Genomic DNA, 20,152 nt, shown 5'->3' with positions numbered 1-20,152 from the left:
AAATTAAGCATTTCATTGGTAATCCACCATCATTGTTGCGCCTGCATTGAATTCGCCCGGTTCCAGTCTTGCCCCGGCTTTCTGAACCAACAGGGCAGTCAGCGTTGGCTTTCCATCGGCATTCACAAAATTAAGGGCCGTATTCAGTGGGTACTTTGCACCGGCCGCCTTAATTTGCACTCCAAGATCGGTCGCTGAGGTTTTCAGTACGCCAGCATCAAAATCCGCTCCCACGCCTTTAATAATCATTTTCAGAGACTTCGCCATGTCCATGTTGCTGCAATCGAGGGTGTACTCGATGGGTTTTTCGACCAGACCTGCGGTTACGTCCGTAACCGGTACTTCACTGCCGAAATCCACATCGATGTTGTCAGGCTTAATTGTGCAAGGTGGGGCATTCACAGTGACTTTAATGGTAATCGTCGCCGTCGTACTTCCATTCTCATCCGCCAACACTTTCTGGCTGATAGCCACCAGTGCGCATATCGCGCTTAAGAAAATTGTTTTCCACATGGCCCCTCCTACTGATAAATCATGCTGAAGTTGATCACGGCATGGTACGGGCCCGGCACAAATATCGCCCCGGTACGCTCTGGTTGCAGTGTAAAGACCACTTCGTTCTGACCCGGATTGAGCAACTGGCTATCGCTGATGCGCGAGAGTTTTACCGTCTCGCCGTGGCTGTCGCGAAGACGCAGGCCAATTCCGGAAGCGCCCGTCACTTTAATCAGCTCGGGATTATTCTCGTCCGCTACCGCGACAAAACGGGCTTTGTAAGGCGGCTGCATCATGCTGGCGGTGGTGGTCATTGGTGTAATGTTGGTGCTCCAGTTCGGCAGCTCCGGGCAGTCACTAAGGTAGATCTTCACCGTCACGGGTTGCGTGGTATCACCCACCAGGCTCACATCGGCGCGCGTTGTGCTGCCCAGATCCACATCCTGCCAGGCCGAGTCCATGGTCATATGGCAGGTGTTCTCCAGCAGATCGCCGTGGACATATAACGCCCCGGTATCGACCAGTGGTTTTTCATCTGCGCTCGCTGTCGCTGTGAGCGCCATTAGCAGACTGGTGGCCAACAGGGTTTTCCATTTTCCGTTCATCTTCCGTTGTTCCTCAGCGCCTGAATTATTTGTCGTTCAGCAGTTTTGCCGTGCAGCTGGCACCGCCACAGGAGAACTGGATCTGCGGACGTCCGCCGTAGTCGTTGACGTAGGTCAGCACCGGCGAATTGCCCAGCGCGCTGGCGGAGGCTTCAATGGATGCCTGTCCTTTGGGCGCGACCATAATTGGCTGGAAGCCAACCGGCGCGCCTTTGGCGCCAGGGCGACCCTCAACGATGGTCAGGTAATAGGCTGACGGGTTATTGACGACATATTTGTCACCCTGGCGGGTGAGGGTCACTTTTTCTACCCAATCCCCTTTTGCAGCCTGGGTTTTGTCCAGGGCAATCGCCTGTGGGCGATAGAACAGCTTGATGCGCGTCTGCAGGGCAATCTGCAGAACGTTTGGTTTGTTGCTGCGCGGCGGAATTTCACGCAGGTTGAAGTAGAACAGGGTTTCGCGATCCTGTGGCAGGGCGCTTAACGCAGGAGAAACCTGAACCTTCACCTGGCTTTTTGCCCCCGCTTCCACGCGCTGTACCGGTGGCAGCACGGTCAGCGGCGAGGAGATTTTGTTGCCCTGCGCGTCTTCCATCCAGCCCTGGGCCAGATAGGGCAGGTTTTTGTTTTCGTTAGTAATATTCAGGCTGACGGATTTTTCTCCGCCGTTCACAATCACGCGGGTGCGGTCCAGCGCAATGGCGGCATTTGCCTGTTGCGCCAGCAGGATACCGGCAACACTCAGGGCCAGAACGGAAACAGTTTTTTTGCAGTTAGACATCTTCATCTTTATCACTCAGTTAGTTTTGATCTGTACCGGCAGCTCAGTGCTGGCACGGCAGTAACAGATTTCCGTTCTGGCTTAGTCCTGTTAATTTCTCCGGCACGGTGAGTGCGCACTGCACTTCACCATCCCAGCTCACATTCAGTTTTGCGCCCGGTTTCAGGCCGCTCAGGTAAGTCTGTCCTTCGTCGTTAACAATCCCGACTTCCTGCTTGTCGGCGTTTTGCACGCTGGCCCCGAACGGCGGGAAGGTGCCGTCGGCCAGCCGAATAATCGCCATTGCTTTCAAGCCTGCCACCACGTTGAACTTGCGGTAGCCGATGGCCCCTTCCGTCAGGGTGGCCTGGACGACGGAAGACGAGGCTTCGGCGTTATCCGGCAGGTCGTTGATATCAATACTCAGGCTGTTTTTGTTGTAGTTGCTCACATCCGCGATAACCGCTGTGCCAAACATATTGGTGCGGCTGGTATCGCCGTATCCCTGGACTGGAATATCTGCCGCATCGCCGGTATCGACCATGACGCGCGTGCCGCCCATCGAGTTCGAACGATGCAATGCTGCCCCGTGAGTGGTCGCCGTCATGCCGCCGCGCAGGGTCAGGCCTTCAGAGGTGTATTCGTTTTGCTGGTAATCCACGTTGGCCGTGATATCCGCCGCATCGGCGGAATGGTCGTAGTAGCCGCTCATGCTGCCGCCGTCTTCGCTACCACCGGCAGAAATACGGTAGTTGTCGCCGTTTTTCAGATGGTCGAAATAGGCCAGGTTATGCGAGTTGCTGTCAGCATTCATCGAGCCGTTGTAGCTCAGCGAACCCGTATCTCCCCATGGAATGGAGAGGGAGACATACATGCCATCGTCGTTTTCGCCGTTAAACTTGTTGCGGTATGCCGTCAGTGAGCTGCTGATATTTTTCCACTTACCGATATCGAAATAGCGCGACACGGACAGGCTATAGCGGTCTTCCGACGGGTTGTTCCAATAGGTCTGATGCGAGTAGTTCAGATAGGCGCTCACCCCCAGGGATTTAAAGTCCTGGCTGAAGGTCATCGTGTACATCTCTTTGCTCTGCATAAAGTCATCATGGCTCGACGTGTAGGCCAGATAGTCGTTAAAGCTCATGTAGTCTTTTTCAGAGAAGCGATAGCCCGCGAAGGTCACCTGGCTGCCCGTATCGTCAAAGCGCTTGGAATAGCTCACGCGGTACGACTGCCCGGAACGGTGCTCGTCTTCCAGCTTCGCATCGGAACGGGTGACGTCGAACGCCAGGGCACCGAGCGCCATCAGATCGCGGCCTAAACCTGCGGCCAGTGAAACGTATTTCCCGCTGGCGACCATCCCGCCGTACAGGGACCAGCCGTTGCTGATCCCCCAGGAAAATTCACCGGAGCCGAAGGTTTCGCCGTCGGCTTTGTGATCGTAACTCGTTGGTTTACCCGCAAAGAGTTTGTAACGCACGCTGCCCGGACGAGTCAGATACGGAATGTTCGCGGTGCTGACTTTATAGTTCTGCTCTGAGCCGTCCTGCTCCTGGACGCGCACGTCCAGGGTGCCGGAAACGGCGTTATTCAGATCCTGAATCGCGAACGGACCCGCCGCGACCTGCGTTTCATAGATCACGCGTCCCTGCTGGGAGATGGTGACTTTGGCGTTGGTTTTCGCCACGCCGGTCACTTCCGGCGCGTAGCCGCGCAGGTTTGGCGGCAGCATATTGTCGTCAGAAACCACGCTGGCCCCGGCAAAACGGAAGCTGTCGAACAGATCCGAATTCAGGTAATCCTCGCCCAGTGTTAATTTGGCTTTAATCGAAGTCAGGGCGCGATACAGATAGATTCGGCTCCAGGTCCACTTTTTCTGGCTTGAGTTACCTTCTTCATCACCCGACTGATCTTCATAGTTAGTCTGCCAGTCGGCACGCGCGCGCCACGGGCCGAGGTTGGCCCCAAAGGTCCCGTTACCCGACAGGGTGTTTTCATCGCTGCCGCGTTCACTTTGATGCGCCTGAGCATTGAGGTTGTAGTCCGCCAGCAGGCCGGGCACACCGTCATCCCACATGCTGCTTGGCACCCAGTTGTCGTCGGTGTATTCGACGTAAGCCTGCGGCACGCTGATGGTCAGCACGCCAGCGCTGAGATCCGGGTGAACTTCAACGCCCTTCAGTGCGGTGATATCCACGCACTGATTCTGGTGCCAGAGAGCAAATTTCTGCTCCATTCCCTCTTTGAAACCGAGTTTTTTGACGGTCTCAGGCGTCAGACAGACTTTGGAATCTTTGCTGTCATTTTCTGCGGCATAAACGGCAATATCCTGCTCTTCAAGTTCATTCTGATTAATTTTAATTTTGAACGTATAGTTGCCGGGCATAATATAGCCGCGTTTGGAAAACTGGCTTAAATCAATATTGGCCTTATCTTTTACATCCAATACATCAGTATTAAACTGTATATCGTCAGCCGCCATTGCAGAGCTGTGGCAGTAAGAATAGATGCAGATAGCAAGGAATGACAATTTAGCCAACTTTGCCCCGGAAATACTCTTTGTATATGTCTTAGCCATACCCACCACACTCACTACCTTTGAGGAAAGAAATGAAATAACTGCCGAATTAAAAAAGAAGATTTAAAGGTATGAACTTAAAAATATTCGATTCGATAACGAATAATGGCGCTGTAATCACCCACCACTAAATCACGCATGTCATTTTTGAGTTTAATTTGATAATCCAGTCGATTATCTTCCACCGACTCCTGCTGCCATGACACGGCCTGGCCGGGGCGGATAATGGTTCCGTTACGATCGCGTAATTCCAGGGCCACACCGCTGGCATTACCATTCACTCTGAACATGCCTGTATCTTCATCGCCTTCAAAGATAATGTTGATATATTGCCAGGCCGCAGGCTCTTCTAAAGAATCGAGAGAGCAGTGAGTTAATTGAATGGAGAAATCCATTGGCTCTCCTTCACCTGACCGTTTGATGTGAGTCCGCGTGTCGCTCGGCATCGCTATAGACTGATAACCATCTCCGGTATCAATATCGCAGGCGCTGGAAATAATGGCCCCGTTCATACTGACTCGGCCGGTTAATGCCGGATCAAACTCCGCTGCGGATGCAACGGTTTGATAAGAAGCCTGTGCCGCGAAAGCCATCGCTGTAAATAAAAACGTCTGGATCGAGAGCGTTAATTTACTCATGATTTCCGATTCTGATTATTGAGAAACAACGCCTGCACAAGCAGGCGCTTTCCAACCCGACTGCGTGGTGATTACTGATAAGCGAGGGTGAAATCAGCGATAGCAGAGAAATCACCTGGGGTAACGGTTGCAGATGCACCGTCGCCCTGCAGGTAAGCGGAGAACAGCAGGGTATTGTTACCGCTGCCCAGGACATGCGCGTCTGATGCTTCGCCCAGTTTGATCTGTGCGCCGTCGCCATTGGTCAGAATCAGGCTGGCACCTTTAGCATCGCCGGTGATGCCCAGAGAGCCATCAGTGACGCCTTCTGCGCCGGTGAAAGTGGTCTGTACGCTTTTCAGCGTGGTCACATCGCAGTTTTCCAGCTTAATTTCGAAATTACGTGGAACAGAGGTACCGGTGTTGCCGTTTGCTTTCAGCGCAACGTTAGACACTTGACCCATATCAACAGTCTGATCGAGGCTATCCGGGTTGATTGAGCATGGCGCATCAATAATGGAGCCGGTGAAGGTCACTTTACCGTGGCCCTGGTCAGCAGCATTGGCATTGGCCATCAGAGCACCGGTGATCATAGCGGTAATAAAAGCAATTTTTTTAACGTTCATAATATTCTCAGTCATATTTATACGGATAGACATAAACCACGTTAACAAAGGGGAACCCGTTAACTGAGCAATATGATGGAAGGTTATTCATCGGGGATCAATGCGCTGACCTTGAACTGAGTTTCAAATTGGACAAAGTTAGAAATCGACGATTTTGTGGTTTATTTTCTTTCAATTAACTCTCTCTTCACCGGTGTTTTTTTCACAAACGTCATTACATTAATTTTATCTTTCGTTAACAACTGCCATAGAGGATCGCTTTTTAAGGCAGCATATGACGCTTAATATTTCACTTAAATATGAATAACATAATTGCAAGTAATGAGAATCCATTATAAGTCGTTACATAAAACTATTCGGGAACGGAATGAGCGGGAATCCTATTTTAGCCTTAAGTTGACAAAACTATCTTTATAGCTATGATTAATTGAATCTCACTTATTCTTATCAATACACATACCTATGATAAACGCCGACGATACCTCTGGTGAATCACGTTCTACCAAGACCGATCCTACCTATTTAAAAATATTAATAGAGAAGTTAGAACCTTATCTAACCTACCAAACCGTGGCCATTAATACGCGTTATACCATGAGCGCTAAACAGTCGCAGAAATGCTATTTCATAAAGTCTGGCGCGATATCTATGCATCGGCAACCGCATGATATACTTGTGGAATTGTTCGAGGCGCCGACCCTGAGAGGCGCAATACCGCTGCCCCACGATACGCAATCCTTTTACGTTCTTAAAGTGATTACTGAATCTGAAATAGCGATTATAAATCGTGAGGATTTATTTGATTTGCTGACAAAACATCGACTCTGGGAGCCTTTCTCCCGTCACCAGTTGGCCATTATCAGTTGTGCTATCGAAGAAATATTCAAACTGACGACGCCGTCGGTTTATGATGTCATTCGTTTCCAGCTGTATGAACTGGCTAATACTTCTGAAGAAATACGCGAAAGTATTACCGCTGAATCTTACATCCGCAGTAAAACACGCATATCACGTAGCAGTATCATGCGCGTCCTGACAGAGTTAAAAGAAGGTGGGTATATTTCTATGGAAAGAGGAAAACTGAAAGGCGTGAACAAATTACCAAAATCCTGGTAAGTCTTAACAGCGTCACTTTCCGCTGGGCATAACCTCTCTTCAGAACCCGCAGATCATCTCCTTTCTGCGGAAAACTTCCTGTTTTACTGCCTTGCCTGACTCTCCCGCTACTTTGTCCAAAACTGGATTACATCCCGGCTGTGATTATTGAAATCAAAAATGCGCTGCATCACTATTATTAAGCACTCAAAAAAGCAGGTGGTTATTTTTGAGAAAACAGACTGTCGTTTTTAATTAGCTCGTGACTTATTACGGGCTGCTATCCCTTGGATTAACCCAGATGAATAAGTCCGGCATTGCCGCTTTTTTAGCTTTAATAACATTATCAGGCACAGCACACAGCGCCCTGACTCTTAACGCCGACCGCCTGATTTACAGTGAAAAAGAGGGCGATGCGACGGTCACTGTTCACAGCAATGAAGACCGGGCCTATCTGGTTCAGTCCTGGCTTGATGCAGGGGACAGTTCTCAGATCAAAAAATTACCGTTCGTGGTCACGCCGCCGTTGTTCAGGCTGGCCCCGAAAAGCGACAACGTGATTCGTGTCGTCTATTTAGGCAGCGGCCTGCCTGCCGATCGCGAAAGTCTTTTGTGGCTTGATGTGAAAGGCGTGCCCGGCCTGAATGAACAAGAATCAAAAGTCGAAAACCGCATGGTGCTGGCGATTAATAACCGCATTAAATTCTTTTTCCGCCCGGCAGGTTTAAAAGGCGATCCGGGGGAAGCAGTGAAAAACCTGAGCTGGAGCGCATCCGGTAAAACGGTGGTGGTAAAAAATGCCTCCCCGTTCAATCTGGTGTTGAGCAAAATCTCAATCGATAAAGAAACCATTCCGGTTTCGGTGGTCGACAATAATACCGTCATTGCCCCTTTTGCGGATAAAACCTATCAGCTTAAACATGCCCCTGCCAGTGGCTCAGCCGTGGAGTGGGAAGCCATAAATGATTTCGGCACAACGTCTAAAACCTTTACCCAGAAAATGAATTAACAGGACGTTATGCGCTGTATCAGTAAGTTGTGCCTGGCTGTTTCTGTGATGCTTTCGAAAACAGTGTTTGCCGGGGAATATTTCGACCCCGGCTTATTACAGTCGGCAAACGGCAATACAGTGATTAATGACACCAGTCTCCTTAGCCAGGGTATTCAGCCGGCGGGGACTTATCGCGTCAGGATTAAGGTCAACGGAAAGCCATCCCTGGTTTCAGATGTCCGGTTTGAACTGAATGACAAAAAGGAACTCGTTCCCTGTCTCTCTTTTCAGACCTATCAGAAACTCGGCGTGGAGTTGAAAAAGGTCGCTTCGAATGCTGAGGACAATAGCGTGAAAAATGCCTGCACTGACATGCAAGAGCAGCTTCCCGGTACGAAGGCGGATTTTGATTTTTCAAAACTGACGCTGGATATTTCTCTGCCGCAAACCGTGATGCGCGATGAGTCGCTGACCGGCGTGCCGGAAGAGGAGTGGGACGACGGCGTGCCCGCCCTCATCAGCATGTACCAGCTTTCCGGGCAGCAATATCTTCATCGCAGCAGCGACACTCAGGACACGGTTTTTGCCAATCTGACCAACGGCTTTAACTTTGGCCGCTGGCGCTATCGTAATAACGCCACGCTCAGCAATGACGACGGCTGGAAGACGCTCTCTAATTATGTCGAAACCGCCGTTCGCTCCCTGAAAGGGGAGTTGACCCTGGGCGACGCCAGCACGCCGGGCGATATTTTTGACAGCCTCGTGGTGCGCGGGATTCAACTCAATTCCGATGACGATATGCAGCCTGACCAGTTAACGGGCTTTGCCCCTCTCATTCGCGGGATTGCGAAGAGTAACGCCCAGGTCACCGTACGCAGTAATGGCTACATCATTTATCAGCGCTCGGTTCCGCCAGGCCCGTTCGTGATCCAGGATCTGTCGTCCGTTTCAAACGGCGGCAAGCTGGATGTTACCGTTACCGAAGCCGACGGTTCAGAAACGCACAGCACCGTCTCTTACTCGAACGTTCCGCAACTTTTACGCGCGCATCAGATGAAATACAGCCTGGCGGCGGGGCGCTATGTGACGAACAGCAACAGCGTGGAAGAGACCCCGGAAATACTGCAGGCGGCGATCTCCTGGGGGCTGCCGCTGGATATCACCACCTACGGCGGTATCCAGTATCAGGAAAAATATAAGGCGGCGAGCCTGGGCGCAGGTTTTGACCTGAAGCGTGCGGGCGGCATCGCCATTGATGTCACTGAAAGCCAGGGCCAGCGCGGTAATTCGCCAGAGTATAAAGGCGATATGCTGCGTCTGACCTACCGCAACGGCATCCCGGAAACCGGGACGCAGATCCAGCTGGATAACCGTTATTACCGCCGCAACTATTTATCGTTCAGTGACTGGGCCGATTCGGAAACGCTGTTCGAAGACTCGCGGTTAAAGCGTGAATATAACCTGACCCTCAATCAGACCCTGACGGACCAGCACAGCTTCTTTGCCACCCTGAGCCGCACGGCGAATCAGGACAGCTCGGTCTCGCGCTCCTGGCAACTCGGCTGGAACGGATCGTGGCAACGCGTCAGTTTTTCACTGGCGTGGAGTATGACCCGCAGCGAAGGGATGTCCGACTGGGATAAACAGCTGGCGCTCACGTTGTCTGTTCCGCTCGGGAATCTGTTCCCGGCCACCCAGCCGATGGTCAACTACAGCGCCACCACAGGCCTGAAAGGCGATCTGACAAACCAGGTCGGCGTGTCGGGTCACATGGGGGAAGGGCAGGATCTGAACTGGAATACCCAGGTCTCTTACGCGTCGCAGAACGGACAAAGCGACACTCAGAGCGGCTCTGCGGGCATTGATTACCAGGGCAATCGCGGCGAGTTCAACGTGACCTGGAACGCCGACCGCAACCAGTACCTTTCCTGGAACGCCTCCGGGAACTTACTCGCGCACAAAGACGGTATCACGCTGGGACGTTTCTCCAGCGGTAGCCAGGCGCTGGTGGCGATCCCTGGTGCGGAGAATGTCGAGCTGGGCAGCAACCAGAACATCAGGACCGACTCCCGCGGTTTCGCCATCGTGCCCGATCTCCAGTCCTATCACCGCAACACCATGACGGTCGATCCGCAGAGCAATAAAGAGGTCGATTTTGTCAGCACCTCCTCTGAGGTGATCCCGACGAAAGATGCCATTGTGCTGGCCCGTTTCAAAGCGATCGGCGGACGTAAAGTGGTGATGAACGTGAGCTACAAAGGCCAGCCGTTGCCCTTCGGTGCGCGGGCAAGAATTGAGGGCAATGACGATACCTGGTACGTCGGGGATCAGGGCCAGGCCTACCTCAACTCCGCCCCCGACAGCGGCACGGTGAATTTCAGCTGGGGTGACAAACAGCAGTGCTCCGCGCCGTTCGCCATCCCAACAAAAGCGTCGGTCAAGCTGGCTATCGCCATCCTGAACGTCGAATGCCACTGAGGAGCGCACGATGAAACCTTTTTCCTGCTGGCGAATCGTCACCGTATTGATGCTAAGCGCCGTTGCGTTAACCGCCCGCGCGCATGACTGCCAGATCCAGGAGCGTCAGGCGCCGTTAAATCTGACGATCCCGTTAACCGTTCAATTGCCGGACAAAGCGGGTGCCGCGCCGGTGGGCACAGTTTTGTCGGTGAACGAGAAAACTCTCGCGCAACTGACCGGATCGCATCATGCAATCGCTCCTGCGTGCCAGGGTGAAGTACAGCGTATCCTGAACGGCAGAATGAGCACGGCGCAAAGCGGGGATCATATTTACAGCACTTCGCTGCCGGGCGTCGGTGTAAGAATTACGGTTATCTATGACCAGCCGGGGAGGGCAAAAAAAGAGTGGGTATTACCTTTTAACACGCCTTTTTCGGAGGTCCCGACGCATCTGCTCAGCACCGATGATATTAAATTGCGCATTGAAGCGATCAAGACCGGCATTATTCAGGGCGGCACGATGACCATTCGCCTGCCGTCCCTGGTCTCACTGAATGACAATTCTCTGGTGGTGAACCTGGCGATGACGGTGCTAGCCGCCAGAGCCCACTGTGAAATTCTGGTCGATCAGCCGCAAATCGAATTGTCGCCGATTAATGTGAAGGATCTGGCCAGCAGCGTGGCAAAACAAAATTATCCGGTCGGCGTGAATCTACAGTGCATGAACACCACCCGGGCCAGCGTGAATATCGAAGGCGCTACCGATCCACAAAATATCACCGTCTTTAAAAATGTCGCACCCGAAAACCCGGCCTCCGGCGTGGGCATTGAAATGCTCTATAACGGCAGCGTGATGACGCCGTTCCAGCCCATCGATATGGCATTGCCAGTGCAGCAGATGAATATCCCGGTTCCGCTGTCGGTTCGCTATGCAAAAACGGATCAACCCGTCAGCGAAGGAAAAGTGAAAGCCCAAATTACGCTGAGAATTAATTATTTATAACGAAATAGGGAAGGTTTCTTTTTTCATTCTGAAATGAGAAGGCTTCGCCTATTTTATTCAGATACAACACTATAAGGATATTATTTATGAAAAAGTCAATTTTAGGACTGGCCGTCTCCGCATTGTTTGTGATGGGTGCAGCCCAGGCTTCTACCAACCCTGATGACATCTCAGCAAACCTGACCATTTCCGGTACGGTGACTCCGACTCTGTCACCTTGCACCGTTAACCTCGGTCAGTCTTCTGTTGACCTGCAAGCAGACATTTCCACCCTGGTGACTCAGGGCACTTCTACGACGCCGATGAATACCGTAGACCTGACCGTCACTGGCGATGAGCAGTGCGCAGACCTGGTTTCTCAGGGCAAAATCGCCTACAAATTCCTCGGCACGGCAGACAGCTCAATGGGCAGCGTCCTGGCAAACACGGCGACGGGCGAAGGCGCAGCAAGCGGTATCGGCATCGCGCTGTATGACAACGCAGGCCAGAATCTGCTCATCAACAAAGATACGATGACGGCGACGACGGGTGCCGCTCATTTAGGTCTGGGGATGGTAAAACTGGCAGGCCAGGCAGCGAACGCGGGTGCTGTACAGGGTTCTCTGACGATTCAGATCGAACGTCTGTAATAAATCCCTCCTCGTGAAATCGAGGGGGAATTCTATTCTGCGTTGTTGACTACTAACCGAGAACACCATGAAAATTATCTACTCTGCATTAATCCTGTCATCAGTGATGACAGGCTTTGCCGCGCAGGCCGAAGATGTTTCCGCCACGCTGTCGATTACCGGGAATGCCACCAGTGGACCGACGGGTTGCGAAGTGATTATGAACCCACAGACCATCGCATTAGATACTATCGATCTGGATGCGCTGCCATGGCAGGGGGGAAATACCATTCCGAAGAATCCAATTAACCTGCATGTTTCAGGTAGCAGCGAGTGTTATGCATTAGTGGCAGCGAATCGCATGGCTTATCGTTTTGTGGGTACGCCAGATGCCGGTGAAGGGTCGGTGTTAGCCAATACCGATACGTCATCTCTCGCCGCGCAAGGCGTAGGGATTGGCATATTTGATATGCACGGTAAATTCCTGGATATCAGGAAAACTGTATCGGCGCTGGATATAGAACGTATTACCCTGCAGGTCGTGTCTCTCAAAGGAACGGAACAAAGACCTACCGAGGGGAATGTGAACGGCGATCTCACGGTCCAGATTGAACGTTTGTAATCCATAGCGACAGCCACCCGTTTTGTGGAATTTAAAACGGAAAATAAAAAAGCCCGAAGTCCACTCTTCGGGCTTTTCACTCACAACGTGAGAATCAACTTACAGGAAGTTAATCTGCACGTTGGCATTCGCTGCAATCGTCCCTGCGGTTGCAGGTTTAGTGTTATCAGACAGCACAACATCCGTCTGAATCGCGATGTGTGCTTCGCCCATCTCATTAATATTGCGCGAGGTGGTGGTGCCGGAGTTAATCGGTACCAGCGGATGCTGGTCAATTCCCACTTGCTCGTAGAAACCAATCGCCACGTTTTGCGCGGCACCCGCAGCGGCCGATTGGGTGCTGAGCAGTTTGCCATTGACGGCATCGGCGGCACCCAGCACGGTGGCGGAAACATGCAGACCCTGATGACAACCCACGATATCAATCATATACAGCTGAGCATGCCGAGGGCCGTCTTCCGCGCGGCGGATCTCATCCGGGCCTGAGATGCTGTCAAAAGATAAGCTTGGCGGGGCCGAAATGACGCAATCACTGGCGGAGATCACCTTTGCGGTGACGTCCATATCGTATGTCCCCAGCGTGTCACTCGCATTAACCGTTCCTGCACAACCCAGGGCTACGGCAGTCAACGCAAAACAGAGAAGTTTTTTATTCATAATAATTGCCTTGATGAAATCGATATAGGCGAACAGATCAACGTGGCGATCTCTTCACGCTAAATAAAAATTACAGATAGTCGATTTTGAATTGTGCAGAAGAGGTCACCAGACCAGGTTCAATTGCTTTTGCGCCATCGGTTTTCGCCAGCGCGACAATTAGGTTAATGCCCAGGTTTGAAACTCCGGCAGGTTTCGCGAACGTACTTGCTTCCCCCCCGACGGTGAGTTGTTTAAAGTCAGGGAAAGTCCAGACGCCAACGCCCACATTAGATGCGGCACCGGATTGCGAAGTATTGGTTAAAAGAGAGGCATCCGTCGCATCCGCCGATCCCTGGAGGCTCACAGAAAGTACGCTTTCCGCTGACGCACAGTTTTCAAATGAGAGGGTCGTCGCGCCCGTCATGGCCTGCGGTGCCTGATCGCTGGTTTTGATATCGGTATCGATAACTTCACCAAGATCGAGGGAGGGTTTGATGTTGACCGTGCATTTTTCACTGGAAACAAGCGCACCCGATATATCCAGTGACAGCGAGCTGTCGGTGGCGGCATTTGCCATTCCTGGCGCCAGTATCAGGGTGACCAGTGAAGCCAGTGCCATATTTGTGCTGAATTTTTTCATACTCTTTTCCTTTGAGTTTATAAATACCAAATCTTATCCATGAGGAATGAATAGGATTTGCTATTTATTTAAAAATCCTTCCCGTCTAAATATCTTTCTATTAATGGTAAATCGTAGAGCGCGCTCAGCTTAGCGTAAAAAGATATATTCCTGTATTCATCGCGGACTCTTCCGAGGTCTAAAAATATACCTTCTGGCGCTATATTCTTCGGTTAATTTCAGGCCGGGAAGAAGCGCGTCTTTATGAGAATGGGACTTTCCCTCTACTCTTCCTGCGATTAGCAGGTATCCTTAGGGTCAGTCGTTGGTCGTTAATGTTTTGAATTCGCGGATCTCACCAAACTATGCAAAAAATGTTACGCATGCCGCTGCTCCTGGCATTGTTGTCGTGCCTGATGATGATGCCTTTTCTCTCGCAGGCAGAGGACGCCCCCTCGCAAACCGAGGCAGAGCAGCCCGTCAAGGTCAACGTCGGCACGGCGTTGCCGGCCCTGCAAAAACGCCTGGATACCCTCAAGCAGCAGGTGTCTGCGGTTAAAACCGACAAAAAATTCACCGCCCTGAATGACGATGCGCTCAAGCTCGCCGAAGATGCCAACAAACTGGCGGTGGTGCTTGCCCCGCAGCTGACGCAGATTCAGGCCCAGCTCGACGTACTCGGTCCGGCGCCTGCACCTGGCACGGTCACGGAAACGGCGCAGGTGGTCGGCCAGCGTAAGCAGCTTAATAACAGCAAAACGCTGCTGACCACCCAGATTGAGCAGGTCAAAGCCATCGCCGTTAACGCCCAGAATCTCTCCAGCCAAATCTACGGCCTGCGACGCGATGCGCTGAAAACCCAGATCGCCCTCAATACCGGCAGCATTCTGGGAGAGAAATTCTGGTCGCCGCTGATCTCGCCTAACGAGAAGGACACGCAGCGGTTCGACGAGTTCGGCTCGCAGGTGAGTGACGCCTGGCATCAGGCGTGGGACGAAGACTGGTACTTCGGCTCCGGTTTTTATCTTTTACTGGCGCTGGTTATTGGTCTCTTCGGGCGCAAAGCGCTGGACAGGCCGATGAACTGGATCCTGCCGCGCTGGCTGCCGCAGGGACGTTTTCGCCGCAGCTTCCTCGCCTGTTTCACCACGCTCAGCACCACGGTGACGCTCGGGATCAGCATGCAGCTGATCTGCTATATCTTCACGCGTTTGCCGGACACCTCCCGCCTGGTGATGGATTTCGCCGATCAGCTGGTTGAGCTGACCTGGTTCTCGGCGATCATCGCAGGGCTGGGCATCGCGCTGCTCTCGAACAGCCATCCGTCGTGGCGTCTGCCGGGCATCGCCGATCCGCTGGCGAAAACCCTCGCCTCGTTCCCGATTCTGCTCGCAGCCTCCATTTTCATCTTCGGTATTATCGAGCAGCTCAATGGCCTGGTCGGGTCGAGCATTGATGCGACCCTGTTCGGTAACGGCCTCTCGGCGCTGCTGGTGGCGCTGAACTGCCTGATTGCGCCGATCCGCGTTAACCGGATGCGGCGTAAAATGCGCGCGGAAGGGGAGCAGACCGAAGCGCGTTCGACGATGGCGGGGCTGATTCACCTGGTGATCAGCCTGACGGCGTTCGTCATTCTGCTCGCGCTGCTGATCGGTTATATCCCGCTGGCACGCTTTGTCACCTTCGAACTGCTGTGGATTGGCCTGGTGGTCAGCTGCCTCTACCTGCTGATCCACTTCGTGGTGGATCTCTGTGAAGCGGTGTTCTCGCCGACCACCCAGAGCGGGAAAATCCTGCAGAGCACCCTGAGCGTCAACGAGCGCCACCTGTCTCTGGCGTCGACCTTATTCTCTGCCTTGGGCAAAACCACGCTGCTGTTGATGGCCCTCGTGGCGCTGCTCAACGGCACTTTCGGCACCACCACGCCGCTGGAACTGGTCAGTAAAATCGCCGATATCTGGGGCGGCAAAGGCCTCGAAAGCATGAACATCATCCCGGCGCATGCGGTGAATGCCGTGCTGTGTCTGGTGGTCGGATGGTATATCTTGCGCTCGTCGCGCCGCTGGCTGGATCACGAGTTCCTGCCGAAAACCACCATGGACAGAGGCCTGCGCGCCTCGCTGGTGACGCTCTTCACCAACGTTGGTTACGTGCTGCTGATCATGCTCACCCTGTCGATGCTCGGCATCGAGTGGAATCGTCTGGCGTGGATCGTCAGCGCCCTGTCGGTCGGTATCGGTTTTGGCCTGCAGGAGATTGTGAAGAACTTTATTTCCGGCCTGATCCTGCTGACGGAACGTCCGGTGAAAGTGGGAGATTTGGTGAGTATCAGCGGTGTCGAGGGCGATATCCGCCGCATCAACGTGCGTGCGACGGAAATTCAGCTGAGTGATAAATCCACGGTTATCGTCCCGAACTCGCAGCTCATTTCCCAGAACGTGCGTAACGCCACCATGGGCAATGCGCAGGGCGTCGCGACCATCGCGCTGACCTTCCCGCTGGATATCGACCCGGAGCAGGTGCGCAATCTGCTGCTGGAGGCCTATAGCCTGCATGAATCTATTCTGGAAGCGCCCGCGCCGTCGGTCAGCTTTAAAGAGCTGGGGCCGAACGGGATTGTGCTGAGCGTCACCGGGTACGTGAACAGCCCGCGTATGGTCAGCGGAACGCGCAGCGACCTGCTGTATGAGATCCTCAAAATGCTGCGTGCGGCGGGCATTAGCCTGAGTCAGACGCAGACGATGGTGCTGGAACAGCCGCACCGCGTCACAGTTGAGGATGAAGCGAAAGGTCAGTGATAAACTGGATTGGGGCCGGGAACGGCCCATTTTAACTTTGTTGGTTTTTTTCAATTCTGCATGGTGTGTTTTTTGTAATCAAAAGGGTTGTGTAATGGCATCTGCTCATCTCGGTTTCCCGACGGAAACCGTCGTTGTATTTGTGGTGATGGCGGTGGGGGCGATGTTTATCGATCTCTTCATGCATCGTCACGACAAACCTGTCTCGCTGAAAAGCGCCGTGATGTGGTCCATTTTCTGGGTCATGCTGGCGATGGCGTTTGCCGGGTTCCTGTACGTTCACCATGGCGCCGAAATGGCGAGCCTGTTCCTCACCGGCTATGCGCTGGAAGAGGTGCTGTCGGTCGATAACCTGTTCGTGATGATGGCGATTTTCGCCTGGTTCGGCGTGCCGGATAAATATCGTCACCGCGTGCTCTACTGGGGTGTGCTGGGGGCAATTGTGTTCCGCGGGATTTTCGTGGCGATCGGCACCAGCCTGCTGAGTCTGGGCCCGTATGTGGAAGTGGTTTTTGCGCTGGTGGTCGGCTGGACCGCGCTGATGATGCTGCGTCGTAATGAAGAGAGCGACGAGGTCGAGGACTATTCCCACCATCTGGCGTATCGCCTGGTGAAACGCTTCTATCCGGTGTGGCCGAAGATCAGCAGCAACAAGTTTTTGCTGACCCAGAAAGAGGTGGATGCCGAGCTGGAAAAACCGGAAAACCAGGATGTGATGGTGGGCCGCGTGAAGAAAGCGAAGCGCTACGCGACGCCGCTGCTGCTGTGCGTGGCGGTGGTGGAGCTGTCGGACGTGATGTTTGCTTTCGATTCGGTGCCCGCGATTATCGCCGTCAGCCGTGAGCCGCTGATCATTTACAGCGCGATGATGTTCGCGATCCTCGGCTTACGTACGCTCTACTTCGTGCTGGAAGCGATGAAACAGTATCTGGTCCATCTGGAGAAATCCGTGGTGCTGCTGCTGTTCTTCGTGGCGTTTAAGCTGGGGCTGAATGCCACCGACCACTTCTGGCATCACGGGTATAACATCTCCGCGAACATGAGCCTGTTTGTGGTGTTGGGTGTGCTGGCGTTGGGGATTATTGCGAGTGTGGTGTTCCCTGGGAAACGTGCGGCCTGATGCCCGGCGGCGCTTCGCTTGCACGGGCCTACGAGTGTTGTAGGCCGGGTAAGGCGGAGCCGCCACCCGGCGATACCGACTACTTAATCGGCGAATGACGCCGCGCTCTTGGCGGATGGAAATGCCGCCAGTGTGGATCCTGCGCTGCGGCCAGCAACTCATGGTCGCCGCGCGTATCACCCCAGGCGCGCAGGTGGTAATCGTTCAAATCACCATACACCCGCTCCAGTCTCGCGACCTTCTGCGCACAGCGGCAGTTATGCCCGGTGATCCGGCCCGTCAGTTTACCGTCCACCACTTCCAGCTGCGTACCAATCAGTTTAATACCGAGCTTATCGGCCCACGGCTGCAGGACCAGCGCCGGAGAGGCTGAACAGATCGTCACCTCCGCACCGGAATTCACTTCCGCCGCCACCGCCATCACGCCCGCCGGGCGCATCAGCTTGTTCCAGTATTTCTCACAAAACAGCTCCGCCTGCTCGCGCAGCCAGTGCTCGTCTACGCCAGTCAGGAAGGTCTTCACCAGCACCTCTTTCAGCTCATCGCGCGTCAGTTTGCGGCGCACGCAGTGGAGGGTCGGCAGCGCCATGCGCACCAGTCGTCCGGCAAAATAACGTTTACCAAAGGCAAATCGCAGAAAGGGGATAAAGCTGTCGTGGTGCGTCAACGTCCCGTCAAAGTCAAAAACGGAGAGCACCCGGGATTTTGCCACTGCCTCATCGGCGATCATATTGGTCATAAAGATGTCTTAGCTGAAATACACATTCTGGTCATTAGTTTACCTGCTTTACCTTTCCAGTCCCTCAATCACGTGCTTTTTTTTCACAAAGTTGCGACCCGGCTGGAATGTCCGTTTTTGGACCAACCAGTGATTGGATGAAAAGTGAGCTGTCTATATTATCACCGCATCGAAAGCCTATTCGAGGGACCATTGCCCCCTCACCGGTAAGGAAAAACTCACTCACAGCTTAGAATTGATATGACCTTTAGACTGCTTTTTTCAACCCTCTTGTTAAGTTTTGCTTCGTTTTCCGCATTCAGTTTTGAACTGCCTGCATCCATGTTATCGCATCAGCATCAGCTGTCGCTCTCACCGGCAAAAACGTCGCTGGAGCATCAGGAACCGGGCCAGCTGCGGGGCCGCATCCTGGCGCAGTATCAACAATGGAAAGGGACGCATTACGTCTGGGGAGGCACCTCGCACCGCGGCGTGGATTGCTCAGCCCTGATGCAACATCTGTTCAGCGAGGCTGCCGATCTGTCGCTGCCGCGTACAACGGGAGAACAGATCAACCGTGGCGTTCAGGTGGCGGAATACCGCCTCAAAGCGGGTGATCTGATCTTCTTCCAGACCGGGCCGCACCGCCGCCATGTCGGCGTGTATATTGGCGACCATCAGTTTATTCACGCCTCAACCAGTCAGGGCGTGACGGTCTCGACGCTGGCGAACAACTACTGGCATTCGCACTTCATTACCGCCCGCCGGGTGACGGGCAGCAATGCCTAAATAATGTCGTCGACCACGCCACCGTCCACGCGCAATGCCGCGCCGGAGGTGGCGGAGGCCTGCGTTGAACAGACATACACCACCATATTGGCGACCTCTTCCACGGTCGATGCGCGCTGAATCACCGACGTCGGGCGGTTGGCCATGACAAACTCTTTCGCCAGCTGTTCGAGCGATTTCCCGGTTTTATCCATCTCATCTTTCATCATCGCCGCGAATCCGTCCGACATCGTCGGCCCCGGCAGGACGCTGTTCACGGTCACGCCGCTGCCCGCCACAAATTTCGCCAGACCGCGCGCCAGCGACAGCTGGGCCGTCTTCGTCACGCCGTAGTGGATCATGTCCGCTGGAATATTGCATGCCGATTCAGACGAGATAAACACCACCCGACCCCAGCCTTTTTGCACCATCCCCGGCAGCAGGGCGCGCGACAGGCGCACGCCGGACATCACGTTGGTCTGCCAGTAACGATCCCAGGTGTCATCGTCGGTGGCGTAGAAATCCTCCGGCCCGTAAATCCCGGCGTTGTTCACCAGGATGTCGACGTTCGATGCCACTTTCAGCACCGACTCCACGCCCTCGGGCGAGCTGAGATCGGCGATGGTCGCCCGCACCTGTGCGCCAGGCACCGCCTGCTGGAGCTGCTGAATGCCGTTATTCACCGACTCCGCGCTGCGCCCGTTGATGATCACTTCTGCACCGCTTTCCGCCAGCCCGCGCGCAATGGCGAGCCCAATGCCGCCGGTAGACGCCGTGACCAGTGCGACTTTTCCCGTCAGATCGATTTTCATAGGCTGTTCCTTATGATGAGTAAAGTTCAGACCCTAAAGCGTAGCAGTTCACGGGCCCTTCGATGGCCTCATCTATTCTTGCTTTTAACCGGTAATATTAAATAAAAACGACAATCGTCGAGAATGAAAAGTTCCGACTCACTTCGCATTTATTTAAACGAAAACAAGGTTTTTTAGATCTGTTAAACGTTCGTTTACTTTTATCCGGTGGGCGACTG

Annotated in this window: 19 protein-coding genes; 9 read left to right on the top strand and 10 right to left on the bottom strand. The window is 53.4% G+C overall.

Going from position 1 to position 20,152, the window contains the following annotated elements:
* Positions 1 to 12: 12 nt before the first annotated feature.
* The 6 genes from AC3WS9_RS21000 to AC3WS9_RS20975 all read right to left on the bottom strand — a co-directional run bounded on the left by AC3WS9_RS21000 (position 13) and on the right by AC3WS9_RS20975 (position 5,681).
* Positions 13 to 513 (bottom strand): fimbrial protein, encoded by a 501-nt coding sequence (locus AC3WS9_RS21000; RefSeq protein ID WP_492490189.1) that lies wholly within the window; start codon positions 511 to 513, stop codon positions 13 to 15.
* Positions 514 to 521: 8 nt separating this feature from the next.
* Complete coding sequence (locus AC3WS9_RS20995) at positions 522 to 1,100, bottom strand: fimbrial protein (RefSeq protein ID WP_390888580.1); 579 nt, start codon at positions 1,098 to 1,100, stop codon at positions 522 to 524.
* 25 nt (positions 1,101 to 1,125) lie between these two features.
* Positions 1,126 to 1,881: a fimbria/pilus periplasmic chaperone gene (locus AC3WS9_RS20990; protein WP_492490188.1), complete on the bottom strand. Its 756-nt coding sequence runs from the start codon at positions 1,879 to 1,881 to the stop codon at positions 1,126 to 1,128.
* A 43-nt stretch (positions 1,882 to 1,924) separates the two neighbouring features.
* Positions 1,925 to 4,438, bottom strand: a complete 2,514-nt coding sequence (locus AC3WS9_RS20985) for an outer membrane usher protein (RefSeq protein ID WP_492490187.1) — start codon at positions 4,436 to 4,438, stop codon at positions 1,925 to 1,927.
* A gap of 77 nt (positions 4,439 to 4,515) precedes the next feature.
* Positions 4,516 to 5,076, bottom strand: coding sequence for a fimbrial protein (locus AC3WS9_RS20980; protein ID WP_492490186.1), 561 nt, complete (start codon positions 5,074 to 5,076; stop codon positions 4,516 to 4,518).
* 71 nt (positions 5,077 to 5,147) lie between these two features.
* Positions 5,148 to 5,681 (bottom strand): fimbrial protein, encoded by a 534-nt coding sequence (locus tag AC3WS9_RS20975; RefSeq protein ID WP_492490185.1) that lies wholly within the window; start codon positions 5,679 to 5,681, stop codon positions 5,148 to 5,150.
* 675 nt (positions 5,682 to 6,356) lie between these two features.
* Between AC3WS9_RS20975 and AC3WS9_RS20970 the strand changes: the two genes are divergently transcribed.
* From AC3WS9_RS20970 to AC3WS9_RS20945, 6 genes are all read left to right on the top strand, one after another.
* Entirely contained in the window at positions 6,357 to 6,797 is a 441-nt protein-coding gene (locus AC3WS9_RS20970) for a helix-turn-helix domain-containing protein (protein ID WP_492490184.1), read from the top strand.
* Positions 6,798 to 7,077: 280 nt separating this feature from the next.
* Positions 7,078 to 7,785 (top strand): fimbrial biogenesis chaperone, encoded by a 708-nt coding sequence (locus tag AC3WS9_RS20965; protein ID WP_492490183.1) that lies wholly within the window; start codon positions 7,078 to 7,080, stop codon positions 7,783 to 7,785.
* A 48-nt stretch (positions 7,786 to 7,833) separates the two neighbouring features.
* Entirely contained in the window at positions 7,834 to 10,245 is a 2,412-nt protein-coding gene (locus AC3WS9_RS20960; protein ID WP_492490182.1) for a fimbria/pilus outer membrane usher protein, read from the top strand.
* Between the two features lie 10 nt (positions 10,246 to 10,255).
* Positions 10,256 to 11,230, top strand: a complete 975-nt coding sequence (locus tag AC3WS9_RS20955; RefSeq protein ID WP_492490181.1) for a fimbrial protein — start codon at positions 10,256 to 10,258, stop codon at positions 11,228 to 11,230.
* Positions 11,231 to 11,316: 86 nt separating this feature from the next.
* The gene (locus tag AC3WS9_RS20950; protein WP_282493610.1) at positions 11,317 to 11,859 is read left to right on the top strand and encodes a fimbrial protein; all 543 of its coding nucleotides are present in this window, start codon (positions 11,317 to 11,319) and stop codon (positions 11,857 to 11,859) included.
* A 67-nt stretch (positions 11,860 to 11,926) separates the two neighbouring features.
* Positions 11,927 to 12,460 (top strand): fimbrial protein, encoded by a 534-nt coding sequence (locus tag AC3WS9_RS20945; RefSeq protein ID WP_282493609.1) that lies wholly within the window; start codon positions 11,927 to 11,929, stop codon positions 12,458 to 12,460.
* Between the two features lie 99 nt (positions 12,461 to 12,559).
* On the opposite strand, the gene AC3WS9_RS20940 is transcribed toward AC3WS9_RS20945, so the two are convergent.
* Together AC3WS9_RS20940 and AC3WS9_RS20935 are read right to left on the bottom strand one after the other, a co-directional pair.
* Positions 12,560 to 13,117 carry a fimbrial protein gene (locus AC3WS9_RS20940; protein WP_492490180.1) on the bottom strand — a complete coding sequence of 186 codons (558 nt, stop codon included), beginning with the start codon at positions 13,115 to 13,117 and terminating at the stop codon, positions 12,560 to 12,562.
* A 70-nt stretch (positions 13,118 to 13,187) separates the two neighbouring features.
* Entirely contained in the window at positions 13,188 to 13,739 is a 552-nt protein-coding gene (locus tag AC3WS9_RS20935; protein WP_492490179.1) for a fimbrial protein, read from the bottom strand.
* Positions 13,740 to 14,083: 344 nt separating this feature from the next.
* On the opposite strand from AC3WS9_RS20935, the gene AC3WS9_RS20930 reads away from it, so the two are divergent.
* Both AC3WS9_RS20930 and AC3WS9_RS20925 read left to right on the top strand, forming a co-directional pair.
* Complete coding sequence (locus tag AC3WS9_RS20930; protein WP_282493606.1) at positions 14,084 to 16,516, top strand: DUF3772 domain-containing protein; 2,433 nt, start codon at positions 14,084 to 14,086, stop codon at positions 16,514 to 16,516.
* Positions 16,517 to 16,610: 94 nt separating this feature from the next.
* Entirely contained in the window at positions 16,611 to 17,636 is a 1,026-nt protein-coding gene (locus tag AC3WS9_RS20925) for a TerC/Alx family metal homeostasis membrane protein (protein WP_285149921.1), read from the top strand.
* Between the two features lie 79 nt (positions 17,637 to 17,715).
* On the opposite strand, the gene AC3WS9_RS20920 is transcribed toward AC3WS9_RS20925, so the two are convergent.
* Positions 17,716 to 18,375, bottom strand: coding sequence for an HAD family hydrolase (locus tag AC3WS9_RS20920; RefSeq protein WP_282493604.1), 660 nt, complete (start codon positions 18,373 to 18,375; stop codon positions 17,716 to 17,718).
* A 240-nt stretch (positions 18,376 to 18,615) separates the two neighbouring features.
* On the opposite strand from AC3WS9_RS20920, the gene AC3WS9_RS20915 reads away from it, so the two are divergent.
* The gene (locus AC3WS9_RS20915; protein ID WP_285146103.1) at positions 18,616 to 19,143 is read left to right on the top strand and encodes a C40 family peptidase; all 528 of its coding nucleotides are present in this window, start codon (positions 18,616 to 18,618) and stop codon (positions 19,141 to 19,143) included.
* Here AC3WS9_RS20915 and AC3WS9_RS20910 read toward each other — a convergent pair.
* Positions 19,140 to 19,934 carry an SDR family NAD(P)-dependent oxidoreductase gene (locus AC3WS9_RS20910; protein ID WP_492490178.1) on the bottom strand — a complete coding sequence of 265 codons (795 nt, stop codon included), beginning with the start codon at positions 19,932 to 19,934 and terminating at the stop codon, positions 19,140 to 19,142. The two genes, AC3WS9_RS20915 and AC3WS9_RS20910, sit on opposite strands and share 4 nt — an antisense overlap.
* Between the last annotated feature and the right edge of the window lie 218 nt (positions 19,935 to 20,152).

It is taken from the genome of Lelliottia sp. EB106-05-01-XG201, from assembly GCF_058791735.1.
This window is presented reverse-complemented; position numbering and strand designations above follow the sequence as displayed.